We start from the raw sequence: 17,636 nt of genomic DNA, 5'->3' as shown, positions 1-17,636 counted from the left end.
CGGGGCGGGAGCCGCAGTCTTGCAAATTTCAGACGAATTGCGCCAGCCGCCTCTTTGTCGCGCCGAACGAATTTACAGCCTGCGATGGAAACGAGCGCGGGCGGGCGCGCGGACGGAGGGCGTTTAGCGGGATCGTGGGGCGAGCGGACGCGCGCTCGCCGGCAGGGCTGGCTGAATCAGGAAAGGCGTGTCGGGTACAACCGGTCGGGAACGGCGTGTCAGGTCTGCTTCGGCGTGGGGGGCAGGTCGAAAGGCGTGCTGACGAACGGGTCGCCGCGGCCATGGCCGGCGCGGTCGTGCCCCTTTTCCGTCGCCGCCTTGCGGTAATAGCCAACGATGAAGACGCGCACCGCGTTGGACAGCGACACGCTGGACACGCGGCGCGACCGCCGGGACTGCGAATCGAGTCGGTCCTTGAGGTCGCTGCACAGTTCGTCCACCGTCAGGTCCTCGCGGCGGCAGATCTCGTCCAGCGCTTCCCAGTAGGACGGCTCCAGCCGGATCAGCGTCGCGTGGCCGAACAGCTTCACCGTGCGCGCCTCCAGCGGCACGACGCCGGCCGGCGGCGGGAGCGTGCTGGTTTCCTGGGACCCCTGTTCAGCCATGGCCATAACCTTCCGATGCCGCCCGTTTCGTGCTTAACGCACTATAGCGCGATTGAAAGAGATTGCGACGACAAAACTAATTGTGAGTGGCCCTATGCGTCAAGGCACGCGGTCGGACTCTCCGGCCATGTCTTTCAGCAGATGAAGATCGGTCACCACGATGAAGCCCTTGGTGTAGGTGATTGCGCCTGAATTCCGCAACGCGCGCAGGCTCTTGTTCACCATCTCGCGGGTGACGCCGAGCATAGCGGCGAGCGATTCCTGGGACACGGCTTGGTTGACCCGGATGCCGGCGGTGCTGCGCTGGCCGTAGGTGTCCAACAGAAGCAGGATTCGCCGCGCAAGACGCCGGGGCACGTCGTGGAAGACGGCGTCCTCGATGTTCTCCGACACCCAGCGCAGCCGCTCGCACAGCACGGCCATCATTTCGATGCACAATCGGGGGTGGCGTTCCAGGAAGGAGATGAACTCCGGCCGGTCGATGCGGAACAGCTCCGACGGGCGGAGCGCCGCGGCGCCGGCCGTCCGTTCCTTGCCATCGATCAGGGCGATCTCGCCCAGCACGTCGCCCGGATTGAGGATGTTCAGCAGCATCGTCTTGCCGTCCACCGAGGAGGTGGAGACGGCGATCTGCCCCTTCAGGATGGCGTACAGGCAATCGCCGGGGTCGCCCTTGGTGAAGACGGTCTGCCCCTCGATGAAGCGCGACACGCGGCCGAGCGCGACCAGCTCGGCCATCTGGGCATCGTCGAGCCCGCTGAGAAGCCGGTTGCGGCGCAGAACCGTGCCGACGTTTTTCAGTAATCCCATGCTCGTCCAGGCTGTCGTACCCAGCGCCGTTTTCGCGCGCCCGACAGTCTACTCCATGCGCTCCCGGTCGGCGAGCGATGCCGCGTCGCGGACGGCCCGGTCCCACAGGACGGTGCGCTCGAAGTGGAAGCGCGCCTCCGGCGCCGCCGCTCCCTGGCCCGCCCAGCGGCGCATGGCCCGCAGCATCTCCCGCGCGTCGTCGCGCTTCTGGTCGAACCGGCCGTTGGGCAGCCACAGCTTCAGGTCGGCCACTTCCTCCTCCGGCACGCCCTGGTCGACGGCCAGCCGCAGCACGCGCCCGTAACCGCGGTCGCGGTAGGGCAGGGCCTTGGCGATGCCCTCCAGCAGCATGGCCGTGGCCGCCGGGATGACGTCGTCGGCGACCGCGTCGGCCAGGGTGCGGCGGATGTTGACCATCGCCTCCGACAGGCTGGGGTAGCCAAGCTCGGCCGGGCCGTGGATCACGGCGACCTCGTCGTCGTCCTCCAGCCGCCCGTCGCGGAAGGCCTCGAAGATGGCGCCGACCCCGATCATGCCGAAGGGGTGCAGCTCCGCCGCACGCAGCGCCCCCATGCTGGACGCGCCGAACACCGCGACGCCCTGGTCGATGGCGTGCAGGATCTCCTTGTGCCAGACCGAGGGGATGTTCTCGAAGAAGCCGTCCACGATCCCGATGGCGCGCGGCTTGCGGGCGCACAGGCGGATGATGTCGCCCTGCGCCACCGGTGGCAGGTAGGCCGCGTCCAGGTCGCGCGCGGCCTCCGCGCGGGGCAGGGTGGGGCCGAGGAAGATGTACAGGCCGCTCATGCTCATGCTTCCACTCCGGCGCTCATGTCGGCAACGGCGCGCGCCCGTGCGCCCAGCAGATAGTCCGGCGACTCGTCGATCCCCTCCAGGCCCGGGATGACGACGCGGGCCACGGGGATGCCGAACTCCGGCTTGGTCAGGTCCACGGCCACCACCTCCTCGATGCCGACGGCGCGCAGCCGGTCGAGCTGGTGGGCAAGGTCGTCCTCGATGGTGCGGCCGGAGAAGGTGGGGACGGTGGCGAAGTCGCGCACGCCCGTGCCCCCGGTGATGCGCGTCTTCCAGCGCTCGTGCTGGACCGGGTCGAGGTGGCGTTCGTATTCCGCGCGGGGCATGTCGTCGCGCGCCCCGGCGATGAAGGTCAGGCGGCTCTGCGCCGCCTCCGTCAGGGCGCGGGACAGCGCGACCTCGCGCGCCGCGTGGCAGCCCATGCCCAGCGCCGGCCGGATGGACTGCTGCGGCGCGTCCTCCCGCGTCACGATGCGGCAGAGGAAGGCCGGAAGGCCGATGTCGCTGGTGATCTCCCACAGGCCGACGTCCACGCCGGCCGCGTCGAACCGGTCGAGCAGGGACGCGCAGACCGGGTCGTTCACCGTGGCCGGGTCGATGCGCGTCGCTTCCTGCGCTTCCAGGCCGCGCAGGCGCCACAGGGTGGCGCCGTCGCGCTCCACCAGTTCGGTGATCGCGTGGCCGATGGCCTCCGCCAGCGAGTTGCCCGAGGCCAGCCCGTTCGACCCGGCGACGAAGCTGCCCGACCCCGGCGGCAGGGGCAGCGTGAAGTTCAGGTGCACCATCTCGAACGGCACCCATTTCGGGCCGCCGCCCAGCAGGTCCGTCCCTTCCAGCCACAGCATCGGCGTGTGCGGGGTGAAGCCGCCGGAATCCAGCCGGGGCAGCCGGTGTACGTCCACGATCGGGTGGGACCAGCGCAGCTCCTCGTAGCTGCCGTACTTCAGCGGCAGGGTGATGCGTTCCGCGTGGTAGCTTTCGACCGACTCCATGACTCCGGACGCCTTGGCGGCGGCCAGCGTCACGCCCTTGCCCTGCGCGACCGAGACGGAGCGGGAGTTCGGCCGGGTCACCATCACCACCGGGATGCCGACCGTGTCCAACCCGGTGACGTTCGCCACGCGCGTGATGCCCATGACCGGAAGGAAGGGGGCCACGCGGGCGAGCGTCTGCTCCGGCGCGACGATCCGGTGCGTGCCCGTGGTGTGGACCTTCACGGCCTGCTCGGTGCTTTTGCGGAGGTCCATGGATGTCCGTCTGCGCTCGAATGGCATGGAGGAGGCTCGGGAAGAAGCGCGCCGGGCCGGCGATCCGCTTCGGCTGAAGGTGAAAGGCATACCACGAACGGTGGAGGATACCCAAGGCCGAGACGGCCCGTGCCCACACCGCGGCGGCTGCGCCCGAACAGCGTGAATACTGCGGTATGCCACAGCTTTGGTCCCTGGCGACGGTCCGCACTGTGAAGTTCTTCACACAGCGAGAGGTGGTGCCGGGGGTAAAAAATCGGCATTCGGCGCCTCTGGGCGTCAGGCCGAGACAGGACCGTTCCGATGAAGATGGATCGCCGCATTCCCCGCGCCCTCGACGAGATGGCCGACCTCAGCTCCCTCTCCGCGCAGCCCGTCGTGGTGTCGCGCTCGGTGTCGCTCGGCGGCCGCCGGGCCAGCCTGCGCCTGGAGGCGACGATCTGGGACGGCCTGAAGGACATCGCCCAGCGTGAAGGCAAGTCGGTGGAGGCGCTGTGCGCGGACATCGACGCCAGCCGCACCCAGGGCATTCCCTTCGCCACCAGCGTGCGCGTCTATGTGCTGAACTATTTCCGCAACGCCGGCTCCTCCTTTTCCGCGCTGGGGAACTGAGTCCGGGTCGCGGCTTGTCATCACCCGCCTTCGGCGACACCTCCCTTCCTCCCCGAAGCCGCGGAAGGATGGGAGGATGGGTCATCGAATTGGCGGGCGAATCGGGATTTGCCGGCGGCGCCTGCTGGCCGGCGTCGCGGCCGCAACGACCCTGGCCGGGTTGCGGCCCGGTTCCGCTTCCGGTTCCACGCCGGACGGTGCGCCGGGACCTGCGCCCGAGATCCTGCGGCTCGACGGGCCGGGGACGACGCTGCTTTTGCTGCGGCACCCCCGTGGACTGCCGGAGATTGCCTGGTGGGGAGCCCGCCTTCCTGATGGGCTGGAGGAGGCGTGGCTGCGCGACCTTCGAGCCGCCGGGCGGCCCAACAACCGGCTCGACCGGCTGGTCCCCGAAGCGACCCTGATGCCGACGGTCGGGCTGGACGTGCAGACCACGCCGGCTCTGGTCGCCCACCGCGGTGGGCAGGACTGGACCGCGGCCTTCGACGTGCGGGAGGTGCGCCGGGACGGCACCGCCTGCGTGGTCGTCGCCCAGGACCCCGTCGCGCGCCTGTCGCTGGAGCTTCACCTCGACCTCGGCGACGACGACGTCCTCACCAGCCGCAACGTCCTGGTGAACGAGGGCGAGCCGGGTCTGGTGGTGGACCGCATCGCGTCGGGCGTCTTCCTGCTGCCCGCCGCCGTCGCCGATATCCGCGCGCTGGAGGGACGCTGGGCGCGGGAGTTCCAGGAAACCACCGTCCCGCTCGCCCGCGAAACCCTGACGATCGAGACGCGCGGCAACCGCACGCAAACCCATTTCCCCGGCCTGCTGGCCGGTCTTCCCGGCAGCGGCGAGGAGGCCGGGACCGTCTTCGGCGTCCAACTGGGCTGGAGCGGCGGCCACCGCCTGACGGCGGAGCGCGTGACCGACGGGCGCGTCCTGGTGACGGTGGGCGAGCTGTTCCACCCCGGCGAGGTCATCCTGGGGGCCGGGGAGCGGCTGGAGACCGTCACCGCTCACGCCACCCTGTCGCCCGAGGGCTGGAGCGGGCTGTCGCGCCACTTCCACGCCCACGCGCGGCAACGGGTGCTGCGCTGGCCGGGTGGGCCCATGCGCCCGCGCCCGGTGACCTTCAACACCTGGGAAGGCAACGGCTTCAAGCTGGACGAGGCCCGCCTGATGCAGCAGGCGGAGGCCGCGGCGCGGCTGGGGGCGGAGCGGTTCGTGCTGGACGACGGCTGGTTCCGCGGCCGGCGCAGCGACCGCGCCGGGCTCGGCGACTGGACGCCCGACCCGGCCATCTTCCCCAACGGCTTGGCGCCGCTGGCCAACCGCGTGAACGAGTTGGGCATGGAGTTCGGCCTGTGGGTGGAGCCGGAGATGGTCAACCCGGACAGCGACTTGCTCCGCGCGCATCCGGACTGGGCGCTGGGCGTCCGCGGGCGCGATCCGGTGACCTCGCGCCGCCAGCTCGTCCTCGACCTGACTCGGCCGGAGGTGACGGAGCACCTGTTCGACGCGCTCGACCGGCAGCTGCGCGAGGCGCCCATTGCCTACCTGAAATGGGACATGAACCGTGACCTGACCGACGCTGGCGACGCCGCCGGGCGGCCGGCCTACCGCCGGCAGGTCCTTGCAGTCTACGCGCTGATGGACCGGCTGCGGACGGCGCATCCGGCGTTGGAGATCGAAAGCTGCGCGTCGGGCGGCGGGCGGTCCGATCTCGGCGTGCTGGGGCGGGCGGTGCGCGTCTGGCCGTCCGACTGCACCGACGCGCTGGAGCGGCTGGACATCCAGCGCGGGTTCCTGCGCTTCCTGCCGCCGGAGATCATGGGCGCGCATGTCTCCGCCAGCCCCAACCACCAGACCGGCCGCCGCCACAGCCTGGGCTTCCGCGCCGCTGTCGCGCTGTTCGGGCACATGGGGGTGGAGCTTGACCCGCTCGCCCTGCCGCCCGACCAGGCGACGGAGCTGGCGGACTGGATCGCCCTGCACAAGCGGCTGCGCCCCCTGCTGCATGGCGGCCTGCACCACGCCGGGCCGGAACTTGACGGGCGGCGCGTCCAGGGCGTGGTCGCTCCGGACGGTGGGGAGGCCGTGTACCTCGTCGCGCAGCGGACCAGCCCATCCGCACCCATCCCCGCGCCGCTAACCCTGCCGGGTCTCGACGACGCGCGGCTCTACCGCCTTACCCTTCCCGGGCCGCAGGCGGTGCGCGGCTACGCCCCCTCCGACGCGCAGAGGCGGCTGGCGGGGGAGGGGCTGGAGTCCACCGGCGCGCTGCTGCGTCAGGCCGGCATCCTGCTGCCGGAGCAGAGGCCGGAGACCGCCCTGGTGCTTCACGCCGAAGCGGTTTCCTCCAACGCCCCCTGAACCGCCCGGCTGGTCAGGTGGAGGTTGGCGTCGGGAGCCAAGCCGCGGTCGGCGATCTTCCGCGCCGCGGCCCGCTGGTAGGCGGCGCGGTGCGCGGCGAAATGGGCGAGCCCGTCGGCAGGCTCCGGCTGGCGCAGGCCAAGCAGAGCGCGAAAGGCCAGCCGGTGGACAACGCACCGGCCCCGGTGCCCGTCCGGGGTGAAGACCAGGGAGTCGATCTCGCGGTTCCACTCCGCGTCGGGCGGCATCGGCACGGCAGGTGTCCTCGTTTCGATGGAAAAATGAAGTGCGAAGTCAAAAGCCGCTTGCCAGCGTGAGCGCCAGCGGGTATACGGGCGCTCCTCCGACGGAGCGGCGCGGGCGTAGCTCAGGGGTAGAGCACAACCTTGCCAAGGTTGGGGTCGAGGGTTCGAATCCCTTCGCCCGCTCCAGTCACGGAGGATACCGAAAAAGGGCGGCCGTTTGGCCGCCCTTTTCGTTTGCGCCGCCCTTGCCGGGGCTGCCCCTCACCAGAGGAGCAGCGAGACCTCGTAGAACAGGGCGCCGACCAGCGCCGTCGCCGGCAGGGTGACGACCCAGGCGATGACGATGCCGTGCGCCAGCCCCCAGCGCACCGCGCTGGTGCGGCGGGTGGCGCCAACGCCGATGATCGCGCCGGTGATCGTGTGGGTCGTGCTGACCGGCACGCCCAGCCAAGTCGCCGCGAACAGCGTGAGGGCGCCGCCCGTCTCCGCGCAGGAGCCCTGGACCGGCTTCAGTTCCGTCAGCTTCGACCCCATGGTCTTCACGATGCGCCAGCCGCCGAACAGCGTGCCCAAGCCCATGCAGGCCTGGCAACTCAGCACCACCCAGAAGGGCACGTAGAACTCCGACCCCAGCAGGCCCTGGGAGTAGAGCAGCACGGCGATGATCCCCATGGTCTTCTGCGCGTCGTTGCCGCCGTGCCCCAGGCTGTAGAGCGACGCGGAGACGAGCTGCAGGTGCCGGAACAGCCGGTCCACCGCGAAGGGCGCCTTGCGCCGGAATCCCCAGGAAACGATGATCATCATGATGCTCGCCAGGACGAAGCCGACGACGGGGGACAGCACGATGGCGGCAGCGGTCTTGGTCAGACCGGAGACGACCACCGCCCCCCAGCCGGCCTTGGCCACGCCGGCCCCCACCAGCCCGCCGATCAGCGCGTGCGAGGAGCTGGACGGGATGCCCAGCCACCAGGTGATGACGTTCCAGACGATCGCCCCCATCAGCGCGCCGAAGATCACGTTGGCGTCCACGACCCCGCCGCCGACGATGCCGGTGCCGATGGTCGTCGCCACATGCAGGCCGAAGAACAGGAAGGCGATGAAGTTGAAGAAGGCGGCCATCGCCACCGCGGCCTGCGGCTTCAGCACGCGGGTGGAGACCACGGTGGCGATGGAGTTGGCCGCGTCGTGCAGGCCGTTCAGGAAGTCGAAGAGGAGGGCGACGCCGATCAGCCCGACGACGATGGGCAGGGCGAGGGTTGCGGCTTCCATGGGATCAGATCGGTGTGGTGGCGGAGCAGGCGCGGGCCTGTGTCGCGCGTCATGTATCATCCCCGGCGCCCAAGGGGAGTCACAAAAGTATCGTGGAAGCCTTATCTGGGCCGGAAGTGTCCCGCTGCGGCGCGATGACCGGTGATTTGCGTGCCCTCCGCGCCTATCTTGCCGGGACGGCTCAACAGGGGGTGGTGCGGCGCGTGGCGGACGGGACACAGGTGGGGTTGGCGGTGGCCATTGTCGCGGTGAACGGGGCGTCGGCCGCCGGCGCAGTGCCGCGCGTCGTGCCACGGGTGGTGACGGTGCGCAGCGGCTTCGAGATCCCCGAATCGCACCGCCGTGGCGACGAGCCGCTGCCGCACCGCGACGCCCTGCCCGGTGCGCCCTTCGATCCGCAGCGCTTCCGCACCCTGCAGGACGGCGTGCGCGCGGTGGCGGAGGGGCGGGCGGGGCTGGCCCTGCGCTATGTGGAGCAGCTCTACAGCTTCGGCGATCGCTACCGGGACCCGCACGAACTGTTCGGCGGCGCGCGCTCCCTGGTGGTGGGCTATCTGGCGCTGGTGCGTGAGGCGCCGCTGCGCATGGGGGACGGGGAATCGGGAGCGGAGTGGCGCGACCTCTACGACTTCTTCCCCTGGGAGGACTGGCGGGATGAGCGTCCGCATCTGCTCGACTCGGTGATCCGCCCGGCGCTGGCCCGCTGGGTCGCGGCGGCCCCCGACGAGCCCTCCCGCGCGCGCCGGGGGGAGCGCGCCGGCATGGCCTTCGCGCTGGACGGCGCGGCGTGGGATTCGGAACGGGTGCTGGAGCGCTACGAGCTTCTGTACGAGGCCGGGCTGGTGGTGGAGGCCTTCCGCGACCACGACCTCGCGCGCCGCGCCGGCGTGGAGACCGCATCCGCGCGCCCGGAGATGCCGCGCGCGCTCGGCCGCCCGATGGCGCGCGACGGGCGCCGCATCCTGGCGACGGCGCTGGAGCGGCTGCGCGGCAAGCTGAAGTACCGCCCCATCGTCTTCGAGCTTCTGCCCCCCACCTTCACCCTGAACCAGCTCCAGCAGGTGGTCGAGGCGCTGTCCGGCGAGCGGCTGCACAAGCAGAATTTCCGCCGCCTGATGATCTCCGGCGGCCTCGTGGAGCCGACCGGCCGGTTCGAGAGCCAGACCGGCGGGCGCCCCGCCGAACTCCACCGCTTCCGCCGCCACGCGATCCTGGAACGCACCAGCACGGGTGCGGTGGAGCCCACGGACGGCCCCTTGGAGGATTGACCCTTACGGCCGGTGGATTATGCTCCCGGCAAACACAAACAAATGCCTCCTCGGGAGCGAAACCCCATGTCCGACTTCGACAGCACCTGCGACCACTACGACCGCTTCGAGAAGACAGCCCGCGTCGCCGACCCGGTCTTCCGCGACTTCGGCGCGCGCCGCAAGTTCGCCGGCGAGGCGGTGACCATCAAGTGCTTCGAGGATAACTCCCGCGTCAAGGAGACGCTGGGCACACCGGGGAAAGGCAAGGTGCTGGTGGTGGACGGCGGCGGCAGCCTGCGCGCCGCCCTGATGGGCGACCTGATCGCCAAGGACGCGGTGAAGAACGGGTGGGAAGGCGTGGTCATCCACGGCTGCGTCCGCGACGCCGCCGTACTCGCCACCCTGGACCTCGGCATCAAGGCGGTGGCGGCGATCCCGCGCAAGACCGTGCGCAACGGCGAAGGGCAGCGCGACTTGGCCGTGACACTGGCCGGCATCCGCGTGTCCCCCGGCGACCTCGTCTTCGCCGACGAGGACGGCGTGTTGGTGCTGACCCCCGCGGAGTTCGGCGCGGCCCAGTGATGTCAGGAACGCTGATCGCCCTGGGTGGGCTTCCCGGAACCGGCAAGACGACCATCGCCCGCGCGCTGGCGACGCGGCTGGGGGCGCTGCACCTGCGGATCGACACCATCGAGCAGGCGCTGCGCAGGAGCGGCGATGTAGGGCCGCTCGGTTATCTGGTGGCCTATGGGGTGGCAGAGGACAACCTGCGGCTCGGCAGCCGGGTGATCGCGGACTGCGTCAACCCGGTCCGCGCCACCCGCGAGGCGTGGCGCGCGACGGCAGAACGGGCCGGCGCCCGGCTGGTCGAGGTGGAGGTCGTCTGCTCCAACCCCCAGGAGCACCGCCGCCGCATCGAGTCCCGCCGGCCCGACATCGACGGCTTCCGCCTGCCCACTTGGGCGGAGGTGACGGGCCGTGGTTACGAACCCTGGGACCGGCCACCCCTCGTCATCGACACCGCCGACCGGCCGGTCGACGTGTGCGTCGCGGCGATTTTGGAGGTGTTGTCGCGCTGAGTTCCACCTCACCCCGCAATCTTCTGCCACCCCATCCGCCGAAACCGTGACTCCAGGATCGTCGGCGTCGCGCAGGCGTAGCCGAACCAGGCACCGATCACCATCAGGGCCCCGCTGGGCCACAGCAGCAGGCCAATGACCGTCAGCGCGGCGTGGATCGCCGCGTGCACCCACTCGCCTTTCACGGCGAAGTAGAACGGTCCGCCGAAGAAAGCCCGGACGCCGTCGCGGTTGGACACCGCCTCCCTCTGTCCGTTCGCCGGATTCTCGAAGATCATCGCCGGTGCCGCCGTCGCCATGGTCGCCTCCCTGTTTTGTTGGGGGCGATGTTGGACGACGGCGGCCGGACCGTCGATGGTGCAGCCGAGTTTTCCCGGATGGTGGAGGATGCCGGCGCGCTTACCGCTCCCCGTCCTTCGGCGGGACGTTCGGCAGGAAGACGGCGAGCAGGCCGAGCAGCGGTAGGAACGCACACGCCTGATAGACGAAGTCGATGCCCATGTGGTCGGCGACGACGCCCAGCCCCGCGGCGCCGATCCCGCCGATGCCGAAGGCCAGGCCGAAGAACAGGCCGGAGATCATGCCGACCCGGCCCGGCATCAGCTCCTGCGCGTAGACGATGATGGCGGGGAAGGCGGAGGCCAGGGCCAGCCCGATGACCGCGCTCAGCACCACCGTCGCCGTCAGGCCGACGTGGGGCAGCAGCAGCGTGAAGGGCAGGATGCCCAGGATGGACACCCAGATCACCGTCTTGCGGCCGATCCGGTCGCCGATGGGACCGCCGATCACCGTGCCCGTGGCAACCGCCGCCAGGAAGACGAACAGGCAGAGCTGCGCCGTGTCGGCCGGCAGGGCGAAGCGTTCCATCAGGTAGAAGGTGTAGTAGCTGGTGATGCCGGCCAGATACACGTATTTGGACAGGATCAGCGCGATCAGCACCGCCACCGCTCGGCCGACCTGCCCGCGGGTCAGCCCCTCGCGGTGCAGCGCAGCCCCGCGCCGCACGGGGCGGGCTTGGCCGTTGCGCTCGTACCAGCGCCCGAGCGCGGTCAGGATGGCCATGCCGCCCAGCGCGGCCAGCGCGAACCACGCCAAGCTGTCCTGCCCGCGCGGCAGGATGACGTAGGCGGCCAGCAGCGGGCCGAGCGCCGACCCGGCGTTCCCGCCGACCTGGAACAGCGACTGCGCCAGCCCGTGCGCCCCGCCCGACGCCAGCCGCGCGATGCGCGAGGCCTCGGGATGGAACACCGACGACCCCAGCCCCAGCAGCATGCCCCCGGCCACCAGCGCCGCGAAGTTCGGCGCGAAGGCCAGCGTGACGAGCCCGAGCAGCGACGCCCCCATGCCGGCGGCCAGCGAATAGGGCAGCGGCCGGCGGTCGGTGAACAGCCCGATGAGCGGTTGCAGAAGCGACGCCGTGATCTGGTAGGTGAGCGTCAGCAGCCCGACCTGCGCGAAGCTGAGGTCGAACCCGCCCTTCAGGATGGGATAGATCGCGGGCAGAAGCGACTGGACCATGTCGTTCAGCAGGTGGCAGACGCTGATCGCCCCCAGGACGGGAAGCGCGGTCGCGCTGGCCCTCGGCCGGCTCAAGGTGGTGTCGGTCACGAACGGGACCCTTTCTGACGCCGCCCACCGGTCAGTCCTGTGAGACCGGCCCGGCGAGACGTTGCGTTGCGTGGAAACCGCCGCAAGCCTATGGTTCGCCGGAAGGGCCTGCCACCGCGGTCAGGCCGATTTCCTACGAGACTGGGCCATGGTCCGGAACGTTCACATCGACGAGGTCGACGACTGTCCCAGCCCGCTGATCGTCATGGGTCACGACTACGCCGACGGCACCCGGCTGGCCGCCCATTCGCACCGGCGCGGACAGCTGATTTCCGGTGCGACCGGCACGCTCGTCCTGTCCACGGCGCAGGGCCGCTGGGTGATGCCGCCGCATTGCGGCCTGTGGATCCCGCCGGGCGTCGTCCACGAGGTCCGCATGATCGGAGCGGTCGCCACCCAGAGCCTGTTCCTGGACCCCACCCTGGCCGACGCCATGCCCGCCCGCTGCGAGGTCGTGGAACTGTCGCCCTTCATCCGCGGCCTGATCGCCCGCGCCCTCGACATCCCCGTGGACCATGAGCCGGACAGCCACGACGGCGCGGTGATGGCCTTGCTCGGGCACGAGATGCGCCGGCTGCCGGCGCAGCCGCTGTCGCTGCCCTTTCCCGCCCACACCGCCCTGGCCGCGCGCTGCCGCCGCTTCCTCCAGCAACCGACCATCCGCGCGACGATCGAGGACTGGAGCGCCGACCTCGGCATGAGCCGCCGCACCTTCACGCGCCTGTTCCGCCGCGAAACCGGCCTCAGCTTCGTCGCATGGCGCCAACAGGCCTGCCTCGTCTCCGCCCTGCCGCGCCTGGTCGCCGGAACCCCGGTCACCACGGTGGCCCTCGACCTCGGCTACGACAACCCCGCCGCCTTCACCACCATGTTCAAGCGCACCCTGGGCGCTGCGCCGAGGGCGTATCTGGCGGGGAGTGGTTGAGCGGGGAAGCGTCGCTCACTCCGGTGCGGCAAGCACCGCTCTCCCCGCGATCCGCTCCTGCACGGCGTCGGAGCACCCACCCGTGGAGTGCAGGCCGGTGGTGCGCTGCGTCGGCGCGTTCGCCCCATGGGAGGTTAGGACAGCCTCCGCCCGCCGCCGCTCCCGGACAGCCTCATCAAAGCGGCCGGTAAAACTGCTAAAAGTGGCAGGTAAACCTGTCCACTGTGTCACGTTGAACTCCTGCCGGATGAAATTTTAATCTAATAAACAATGTGCAAAACATAACACCTTTGCTGGATTGAGCGGGCTTATTATTTCTCGGTTTTACGAATGGCATGCTGGTGCATGTTAGTGGAAACCAGTTAACCCAAGGTGGTTCACATTTTGAGCGAATAGTGTATGGGACGATGGAAAAGTTGATCTGATTGGTTGGTCTTCAATACTGGAACTTGTGCTGAAGTTCGGTATTTGCTATAATTTTTTTTGCGCTCTTCAGAGCAATCGCATTCAAGCCAAATATCATTCTGGGGCATGCAAATGATTTCCGTGCGTACCGGGGGGAAAACGGTTCTGCAAACGGGTGTTCTTATCGTAAATGGCGACAATGTGGATTTTGAATTTCCTGGGCAGCCTCCTTTTGTTGTGCGGGTTAGGTTTACTGACGATGCGAGCGGGAAGTCAAATGCGTCGTACAAGTCGTCTTCTAATCAATTTAATTTGTCATTGGTTAACTTCAACAGCACTCTTGGCCAGGGTCTTAAGGAACCCCTGGAAATCGGAAAGATAGGGGGCAAAAATATGCAATTTAATTTTAGGGTTTATGCGCTTCAAGGTGGCGATAGGCAGTTCACATTCACATTTTACGTTGAGGGTTAACTATGGTCGGAATAGTTGGCAGGGCAGAAAATGTAACTTCGTCATTTGTGGTGGGAACACATGTTGCCCAGCCTGCGACTAATAGCCTTGATCACAAAAAAGTAGATATTGGATTGCTTGCAAGGCTGTTTGGAACTAGCGGTCATGCTAAAATTAATATTACAGGTGCTGTTTTAATGATTATGGTATGCGCATTGGTTTTCCTTCCAACTCTCACGGAAAAAGCAAAATATGCTGAATTAAGCCAAATTTTCACTCCAATAATCACGGCTATCATTGGATTTTTAATTGGACAAAAAGAATAAAGACATTTTTTAAATTTTAGTAAAATCTAATTACACTTTTTAATCGAGAGCGATGTGCTTTTTTGACGACAGTTAACAAATTGTGCTTTGGCCATTCAAGAACTCATGAAGTTAAAAACATCAAAATGTTTGCTCCAGTGCAAGGAAATTGATCCGGTTTAGCGTCACCGAATCGGCCTCTAATGATGGATCTTAGGAAGAAAAAGTCGGTCGAGGTGATAGCCTCGGAAGGAGACACCGTCATAGCCGGTAGCGTTCCACCAGATCGGAGTCGGAATAGAGATTCGGTTCATCGGCAAGATAATTGAATCCGCCGCCGCGCGCGTTCATCTCGGTGATCGAGATGTCCTCTTCGTCACCGACCGTCTCAAGGGCGACTCGCACCACGCGCCACGGGTTCAAACCCAGGCGCTTCAAGTCGTCTGGAGGAAGCAGACGGCCGGCTTTGATGCGGTCAATGGTGGCTCTCATGGAGACAGTCCATCGTGGGGGCTATCAACCCGCCACCGTTTGTGGAAAATGGAGTGCTGTCGGCCGGGATTGGTACGCACTCGCACCCGGCCCCCCTCCCGACCTCCCCCCGCTTGCGCGAGGGGAGGGGAAGAGGTGCTTGGTGTTACGCCGCGACCGTGTCGGCGACTTCCTGGAAGTCCTTGATCTGGTCGAAGTTCATGTAACGGTAGATGTCGCCGGCCTTCTGGTTGACGACGGTCACGCGCTCCAGATACTCGGCCGGGGTCGGCAGCTTGCCCAGCAGGGCGGCGACGGCGGACAGCTCGGCGGAGCCGAGGTAGACGCGGGTGTCGATGCCCAGGCGGTTGGGGAAGTTGCGGGTCGAGGTGGAGATGGCCGTGGAGCCCTTGCGGATCTGCGCCTGGTTGCCCATGCACAGCGAACAGCCCGGCATCTCCATGCGGGCGCCTGACTTGCCGAGAACGCCGTAATAGCCTTCCTCGGTCAGGATCTGGGCGTCCATCTTGGTCGGCGGAGCGATCCACAGGCGGGTCGGGATGTCGGTCTTGCCGTCCAGGATCTTGCCGGCCGCGCGGAAGTGGCCGATGTTGGTCATGCAGGAGCCGATGAAGACCTCGTCGATCTTATCGCCGGCAACCTCGGACAGCAGCTTCACGTCGTCCGGGTCGTTCGGGCAGGCGACGATCGGCTCCTTGATGTCGGCCAGATCGATGTCGATCACCGCCGCGTACTCGGCGTCGGCGTCCGGCTCCAGCAGGTTCGGGTTCGCGATCCAAGCTTCCATCGCCTTGATGCGGCGGCCGAGCGTCCGGGCGTCCTCGTACCCGTTGGCGATCATCCACTTCATCAGGGTGATGTTGGAGCGCATGTACTCAATCATCGGCTCCTTGTTCAGCCGCACCGTGCAGGCGGCGGCGGAACGCTCGGCCGAGGCGTCGGACAGCTCGAACGCCTGCTCCACCTTCAGGTCGGGCAGACCCTCGATCTCCAGGATACGGCCGGAGAAGATGTTCTTCTTGCCCTTCTTCTCCACCGTCAGGAGGCCCTGGCGGATGGCGTAGAGCGGGATCGCGTTGACGAGGTCACGCAGGGTGACGCCCGGCTGCAGCGTGCCCTTGAAGCGGACCAGAACCGACTCCGGCATGTCCAGCGGCATGACGCCCGTCGCGGCGGCGAAGGCCACGAGGCCCGAGCCGGCCGGGAAGCTGATGCCGATGGGGAAGCGGGTGTGGCTGTCGCCGCCGGTGCCGACCGTGTCCGGCAGCAGCAGGCGGTTCAGCCAGGAGTGAATGACGCCGTCGCCTGGACGCAGCGCGACGCCGCCGCGGGTGGAGATGAAGGCCGGCAGCTCGCGGTGGGTCTTGACGTCCACCAGCTTCGGGTAGGCCGCGGTGTGGCAGAAGGACTGCATGACCAGATCGGCCGAGAAGCCGAGGCAGGCCAGATCCTTCAGCTCGTCGCGGGTCATCGGGCCGGTCGTGTCCTGGGAGCCGACCGTGGTCATCTTCGGCTCGCAATAGGTGCCCGGACGCACACCCTTGCCCTCCGGCAGACCGCAGGCGCGGCCGACCATCTTCTGGGCCAGCGAGAAGCCCTTGCCGCTGTCCACCGGGGATGAGGGCAGGCGGAACAGGGTCGACGGGGCCAGGCCCAGCGCCTCGCGGGCGCGGGCGGTCAGGCCGCGGCCGATGATCAGCGGGATGCGGCCGCCGGCGCGCACCTCGTCGAAGATCACGTCGGACTTGACCGAGAACTCCGCGATCACCGCGCCGTTCTTCAGGGCCTTGCCGTCATAGGGGCGCAGCTCGACCGTGTCGCCCGTCTCCATCTGCGAGACGTCCAGCTCGATCGGGAGGGCGCCGGCGTCTTCCATCGTGTTGTAGAAGATCGGGGCGATCTTGGAGCCGAGGCACACGCCGCCGAAGCGCTTGTTCGGGACGAAGGGGATGTCCTCGCCCGTCCACCACAGCACGGAGTTGGTGGCCGACTTGCGCGAGGAACCGGTGCCGACCACGTCGCCGACGTAGGCGACGAGGTCGCCCTTCGTCTTCAGATCCTCAAGCTGCTTGATCGGGCCGCGAACGCCGGCTTCCTCCGGCACGATGCCGGGGCGCGGGTTCTTCAGCATGGCCAGGGCGTGCAGCGGGATGTCCGGGCGCGACCAGGCGTCCGGGGCCGGCGACAGGTCGTCGGTGTTCGTCTCGCCCGACACCTTGAAGATGGTCAGCGTCAGGCTTTCCGGAACGGCCGGGCGGCTGGTGAACCACTCCGCGTCGGCCCAGGACTGGATCACCGCCTTGGCGTTGGCGTTGCCCTTGTCGGCCAGCTCCTTGACGTCGTGGAAGTAGTCGAACATCAGCAGCGTGGTCTTCAGGCCGGCCGCGGCGGCGGCGCCGCACTCCGTGTCCGCCAGCAGGTCGATCAGCGGCTTGATGTTGAAGCCGCCGAGCATGGTGCCCAGCAGCTCCGTCGCCTTGACGCGGGAGATCAGCGGCGAGGACTCCGTGCCCTTCGCAAGGGAGGCCAGGAAGCCGGCCTTCACCTTGGCGGCGTCGTCCACGCCCGCCGGGACGCGGTGCGTGATCAGGTCGACCAGGAAGTCTTCCTCGCCCTTGGGCGGATTGAGAAGGAGGTCGACCAGCTCCCCGGTCTGCTTGGCCGAAAGCGGCAGGGGCGGAATTCCGAGCGCGGCACGCTCAGCGACATGCTGGCGGTAAGCTTCAAGCACGGTTCGATCCTCTCATCCAAGGTTTCTCAATCGACATCCGTTCCCCCCGACTTGGGGCGCCGCGGTCTTGACCCGGTTCTTCCCACCGACCGGCCACCGTCCACTTGACCGCGATTGCACGGTCCCTCACCAGGACAAGAGATGGCCTGGGACAAAAAGCGGAAGGGCAAGACGCGCACCCCACGCCGCAGACCCTTCTTCTGCGAAGGATCCACCGCGGAACGACGATGTCTTACGTCGTCGCTTCGTCATCGTCAAGTTGACGCGCGATTCCCGCTGCGGTTTTCAGCCGCAGCCATAGAAGTGGTATTACAACTTGCTCCGGACGGCCCTGTCCGGCCCCCGCGATTTCCTGTCCATCACATCGCCTTTGCCACATCGCTTCTGCAAGGATCGGCTGTGACCGCGGTCTTGCCGCTCCTTGACGCGGC

At 67.7% G+C, this 17,636-nt stretch carries 18 protein-coding genes and 1 tRNA gene; 9 read left to right on the top strand and 10 right to left on the bottom strand.

What is annotated here, in order from left to right:
- Window positions 1–218 precede the first annotated feature (218 nt).
- The 4 genes from M2351_RS42070 to M2351_RS42055 form a co-directional block, all read right to left on the bottom strand.
- Window positions 219–605 (bottom strand): ribbon-helix-helix domain-containing protein, encoded by a 387-nt coding sequence (locus M2351_RS42070; RefSeq protein ID WP_264661900.1) that lies wholly within the window; start codon window positions 603–605, stop codon window positions 219–221.
- Between the two features lie 99 nt (window positions 606–704).
- Window positions 705–1,415: a Crp/Fnr family transcriptional regulator gene (locus M2351_RS42065; protein WP_264661899.1), complete on the bottom strand. Its 711-nt coding sequence runs from the start codon at window positions 1,413–1,415 to the stop codon at window positions 705–707.
- Window positions 1,416–1,463: 48 nt separating this feature from the next.
- Window positions 1,464–2,228, bottom strand: coding sequence for a TfuA-like protein (locus M2351_RS42060; RefSeq protein WP_264661898.1), 765 nt, complete (start codon window positions 2,226–2,228; stop codon window positions 1,464–1,466).
- Entirely contained in the window at window positions 2,225–3,478 is a 1,254-nt protein-coding gene (locus tag M2351_RS42055; protein ID WP_264661897.1) for a YcaO-like family protein, read from the bottom strand. Before M2351_RS42055 ends, M2351_RS42060 begins: the two co-directional genes overlap by 4 nt.
- Before the next feature lie 303 nt (window positions 3,479–3,781).
- Between M2351_RS42055 and M2351_RS42050 the strand changes: the two genes are divergently transcribed.
- A complete protein-coding gene (locus M2351_RS42050) occupies window positions 3,782–4,090 on the top strand; it encodes a ribbon-helix-helix domain-containing protein (RefSeq protein WP_264661896.1) in 309 nt (102 codons plus the stop codon).
- A gap of 76 nt (window positions 4,091–4,166) precedes the next feature.
- Window positions 4,167–6,446 (top strand): alpha-galactosidase, encoded by a 2,280-nt coding sequence (locus tag M2351_RS42045; protein WP_264661895.1) that lies wholly within the window; start codon window positions 4,167–4,169, stop codon window positions 6,444–6,446.
- On the opposite strand, the gene M2351_RS42040 is transcribed toward M2351_RS42045, so the two are convergent.
- Window positions 6,413–6,700, bottom strand: coding sequence for a DUF1488 family protein (locus tag M2351_RS42040; RefSeq protein WP_406567500.1), 288 nt, complete (start codon window positions 6,698–6,700; stop codon window positions 6,413–6,415). The two genes, M2351_RS42045 and M2351_RS42040, sit on opposite strands and share 34 nt — an antisense overlap.
- A gap of 102 nt (window positions 6,701–6,802) precedes the next feature.
- Between M2351_RS42040 and M2351_RS42035 the strand changes: the two genes are divergently transcribed.
- Window positions 6,803–6,877: transfer RNA gene (locus M2351_RS42035), tRNA-Gly, on the top strand.
- A 75-nt stretch (window positions 6,878–6,952) separates the two neighbouring features.
- Here the strand turns inward: M2351_RS42035 and M2351_RS42030 are convergent.
- Window positions 6,953–7,960, bottom strand: a complete 1,008-nt coding sequence (locus tag M2351_RS42030) for an inorganic phosphate transporter (protein ID WP_264661894.1) — start codon at window positions 7,958–7,960, stop codon at window positions 6,953–6,955.
- A 134-nt stretch (window positions 7,961–8,094) separates the two neighbouring features.
- Here M2351_RS42030 and M2351_RS42025 point away from each other — a divergent pair, with 134 nt between their 5' ends.
- The 3 genes from M2351_RS42025 to M2351_RS42015 all read left to right on the top strand — a co-directional run bounded on the left by M2351_RS42025 (window position 8,095) and on the right by M2351_RS42015 (window position 10,289).
- The gene (locus M2351_RS42025; protein ID WP_264661893.1) at window positions 8,095–9,228 is read left to right on the top strand and encodes an NUDIX hydrolase; all 1,134 of its coding nucleotides are present in this window, start codon (window positions 8,095–8,097) and stop codon (window positions 9,226–9,228) included.
- 66 nt (window positions 9,229–9,294) lie between these two features.
- Window positions 9,295–9,792 (top strand): ribonuclease E activity regulator RraA, encoded by a 498-nt coding sequence (gene rraA / locus M2351_RS42020; RefSeq protein WP_264661892.1) that lies wholly within the window; start codon window positions 9,295–9,297, stop codon window positions 9,790–9,792.
- Window positions 9,792–10,289 (top strand): AAA family ATPase, encoded by a 498-nt coding sequence (locus M2351_RS42015; RefSeq protein WP_264661891.1) that lies wholly within the window; start codon window positions 9,792–9,794, stop codon window positions 10,287–10,289. Before rraA ends, M2351_RS42015 begins: the two co-directional genes overlap by 1 nt.
- Before the next feature lie 8 nt (window positions 10,290–10,297).
- Here the strand turns inward: M2351_RS42015 and M2351_RS42010 are convergent, their stop codons facing one another.
- Complete coding sequence (locus tag M2351_RS42010) at window positions 10,298–10,588, bottom strand: hypothetical protein (RefSeq protein WP_264661890.1); 291 nt, start codon at window positions 10,586–10,588, stop codon at window positions 10,298–10,300.
- A gap of 100 nt (window positions 10,589–10,688) precedes the next feature.
- The gene (locus M2351_RS42005) at window positions 10,689–11,897 is read right to left on the bottom strand and encodes an MFS transporter (RefSeq protein ID WP_264661889.1); all 1,209 of its coding nucleotides are present in this window, start codon (window positions 11,895–11,897) and stop codon (window positions 10,689–10,691) included.
- A gap of 148 nt (window positions 11,898–12,045) precedes the next feature.
- On the opposite strand from M2351_RS42005, the gene M2351_RS42000 reads away from it, so the two are divergent.
- The 3 genes from M2351_RS42000 to M2351_RS41995 all read left to right on the top strand — a co-directional run bounded on the left by M2351_RS42000 (window position 12,046) and on the right by M2351_RS41995 (window position 14,003).
- Window positions 12,046–12,822, top strand: coding sequence for an AraC family transcriptional regulator (locus M2351_RS42000; RefSeq protein WP_264661888.1), 777 nt, complete (start codon window positions 12,046–12,048; stop codon window positions 12,820–12,822).
- Between the two features lie 531 nt (window positions 12,823–13,353).
- Window positions 13,354–13,698 carry a DUF6864 domain-containing function gene (locus tag M2351_RS45425; RefSeq protein ID WP_406567499.1) on the top strand — a complete coding sequence of 115 codons (345 nt, stop codon included), beginning with the start codon at window positions 13,354–13,356 and terminating at the stop codon, window positions 13,696–13,698.
- Between the two features lie 2 nt (window positions 13,699–13,700).
- Window positions 13,701–14,003 (top strand): hypothetical protein, encoded by a 303-nt coding sequence (locus M2351_RS41995; protein ID WP_264661887.1) that lies wholly within the window; start codon window positions 13,701–13,703, stop codon window positions 14,001–14,003.
- 240 nt (window positions 14,004–14,243) lie between these two features.
- Here the strand turns inward: M2351_RS41995 and M2351_RS41990 are convergent, their stop codons facing one another.
- On the bottom strand, window positions 14,244–14,474 hold the full coding sequence (locus tag M2351_RS41990; RefSeq protein ID WP_264661886.1) for a hypothetical protein: 231 nt from the start codon (window positions 14,472–14,474) through the stop codon (window positions 14,244–14,246).
- Window positions 14,475–14,619: 145 nt separating this feature from the next.
- Window positions 14,620–17,205, bottom strand: a complete 2,586-nt coding sequence (gene acnB / locus M2351_RS41985; RefSeq protein WP_264661885.1) for a bifunctional aconitate hydratase 2/2-methylisocitrate dehydratase — start codon at window positions 17,203–17,205, stop codon at window positions 14,620–14,622.
- Window positions 17,206–17,636: the final 431 nt, after the last annotated feature.

The sequence above is a fragment of the Azospirillum canadense genome, from assembly GCF_025961225.1.
Lineage (GTDB): Bacteria > Pseudomonadota > Alphaproteobacteria > Azospirillales > Azospirillaceae > Azospirillum > Azospirillum canadense.
This window is presented reverse-complemented; position numbering and strand designations above follow the sequence as displayed.

Excerpts from the sequence above, each read along its gene's own strand:
- M2351_RS42070 (WP_264661900.1), bottom strand. The coding sequence starts at position 605 with ATGGCTGAACAGGGGTCCCAGGAAACCAGCACGCTCCCGCCGCCGGCC.
- M2351_RS42065 (WP_264661899.1), bottom strand. The coding sequence starts at position 1,415 with ATGGGATTACTGAAAAACGTCGGCACGGTTCTGCGCCGCAACCGGCTT.
- M2351_RS42060 (WP_264661898.1), bottom strand. The coding sequence starts at position 2,228 with ATGAGCATGAGCGGCCTGTACATCTTCCTCGGCCCCACCCTGCCCCGC.
- M2351_RS42055 (WP_264661897.1), bottom strand. The coding sequence starts at position 3,478 with ATGGACCTCCGCAAAAGCACCGAGCAGGCCGTGAAGGTCCACACCACG.
- M2351_RS42050 (WP_264661896.1), top strand. The coding sequence starts at position 3,782 with ATGAAGATGGATCGCCGCATTCCCCGCGCCCTCGACGAGATGGCCGAC.
- M2351_RS42045 (WP_264661895.1), top strand. The coding sequence starts at position 4,167 with ATGGGTCATCGAATTGGCGGGCGAATCGGGATTTGCCGGCGGCGCCTG.
- M2351_RS42030 (WP_264661894.1), bottom strand. The coding sequence starts at position 7,960 with ATGGAAGCCGCAACCCTCGCCCTGCCCATCGTCGTCGGGCTGATCGGC.
- M2351_RS42025 (WP_264661893.1), top strand. The coding sequence starts at position 8,095 with ATGACCGGTGATTTGCGTGCCCTCCGCGCCTATCTTGCCGGGACGGCT.
- rraA (WP_264661892.1), top strand. The coding sequence starts at position 9,295 with ATGTCCGACTTCGACAGCACCTGCGACCACTACGACCGCTTCGAGAAG.
- M2351_RS42015 (WP_264661891.1), top strand. The coding sequence starts at position 9,792 with ATGTCAGGAACGCTGATCGCCCTGGGTGGGCTTCCCGGAACCGGCAAG.
- M2351_RS42010 (WP_264661890.1), bottom strand. The coding sequence starts at position 10,588 with ATGGCGACGGCGGCACCGGCGATGATCTTCGAGAATCCGGCGAACGGA.
- M2351_RS42000 (WP_264661888.1), top strand. The coding sequence starts at position 12,046 with ATGGTCCGGAACGTTCACATCGACGAGGTCGACGACTGTCCCAGCCCG.
- M2351_RS45425 (WP_406567499.1), top strand. The coding sequence starts at position 13,354 with ATGCAAATGATTTCCGTGCGTACCGGGGGGAAAACGGTTCTGCAAACG.
- M2351_RS41995 (WP_264661887.1), top strand. The coding sequence starts at position 13,701 with ATGGTCGGAATAGTTGGCAGGGCAGAAAATGTAACTTCGTCATTTGTG.
- M2351_RS41990 (WP_264661886.1), bottom strand. The coding sequence starts at position 14,474 with ATGAGAGCCACCATTGACCGCATCAAAGCCGGCCGTCTGCTTCCTCCA.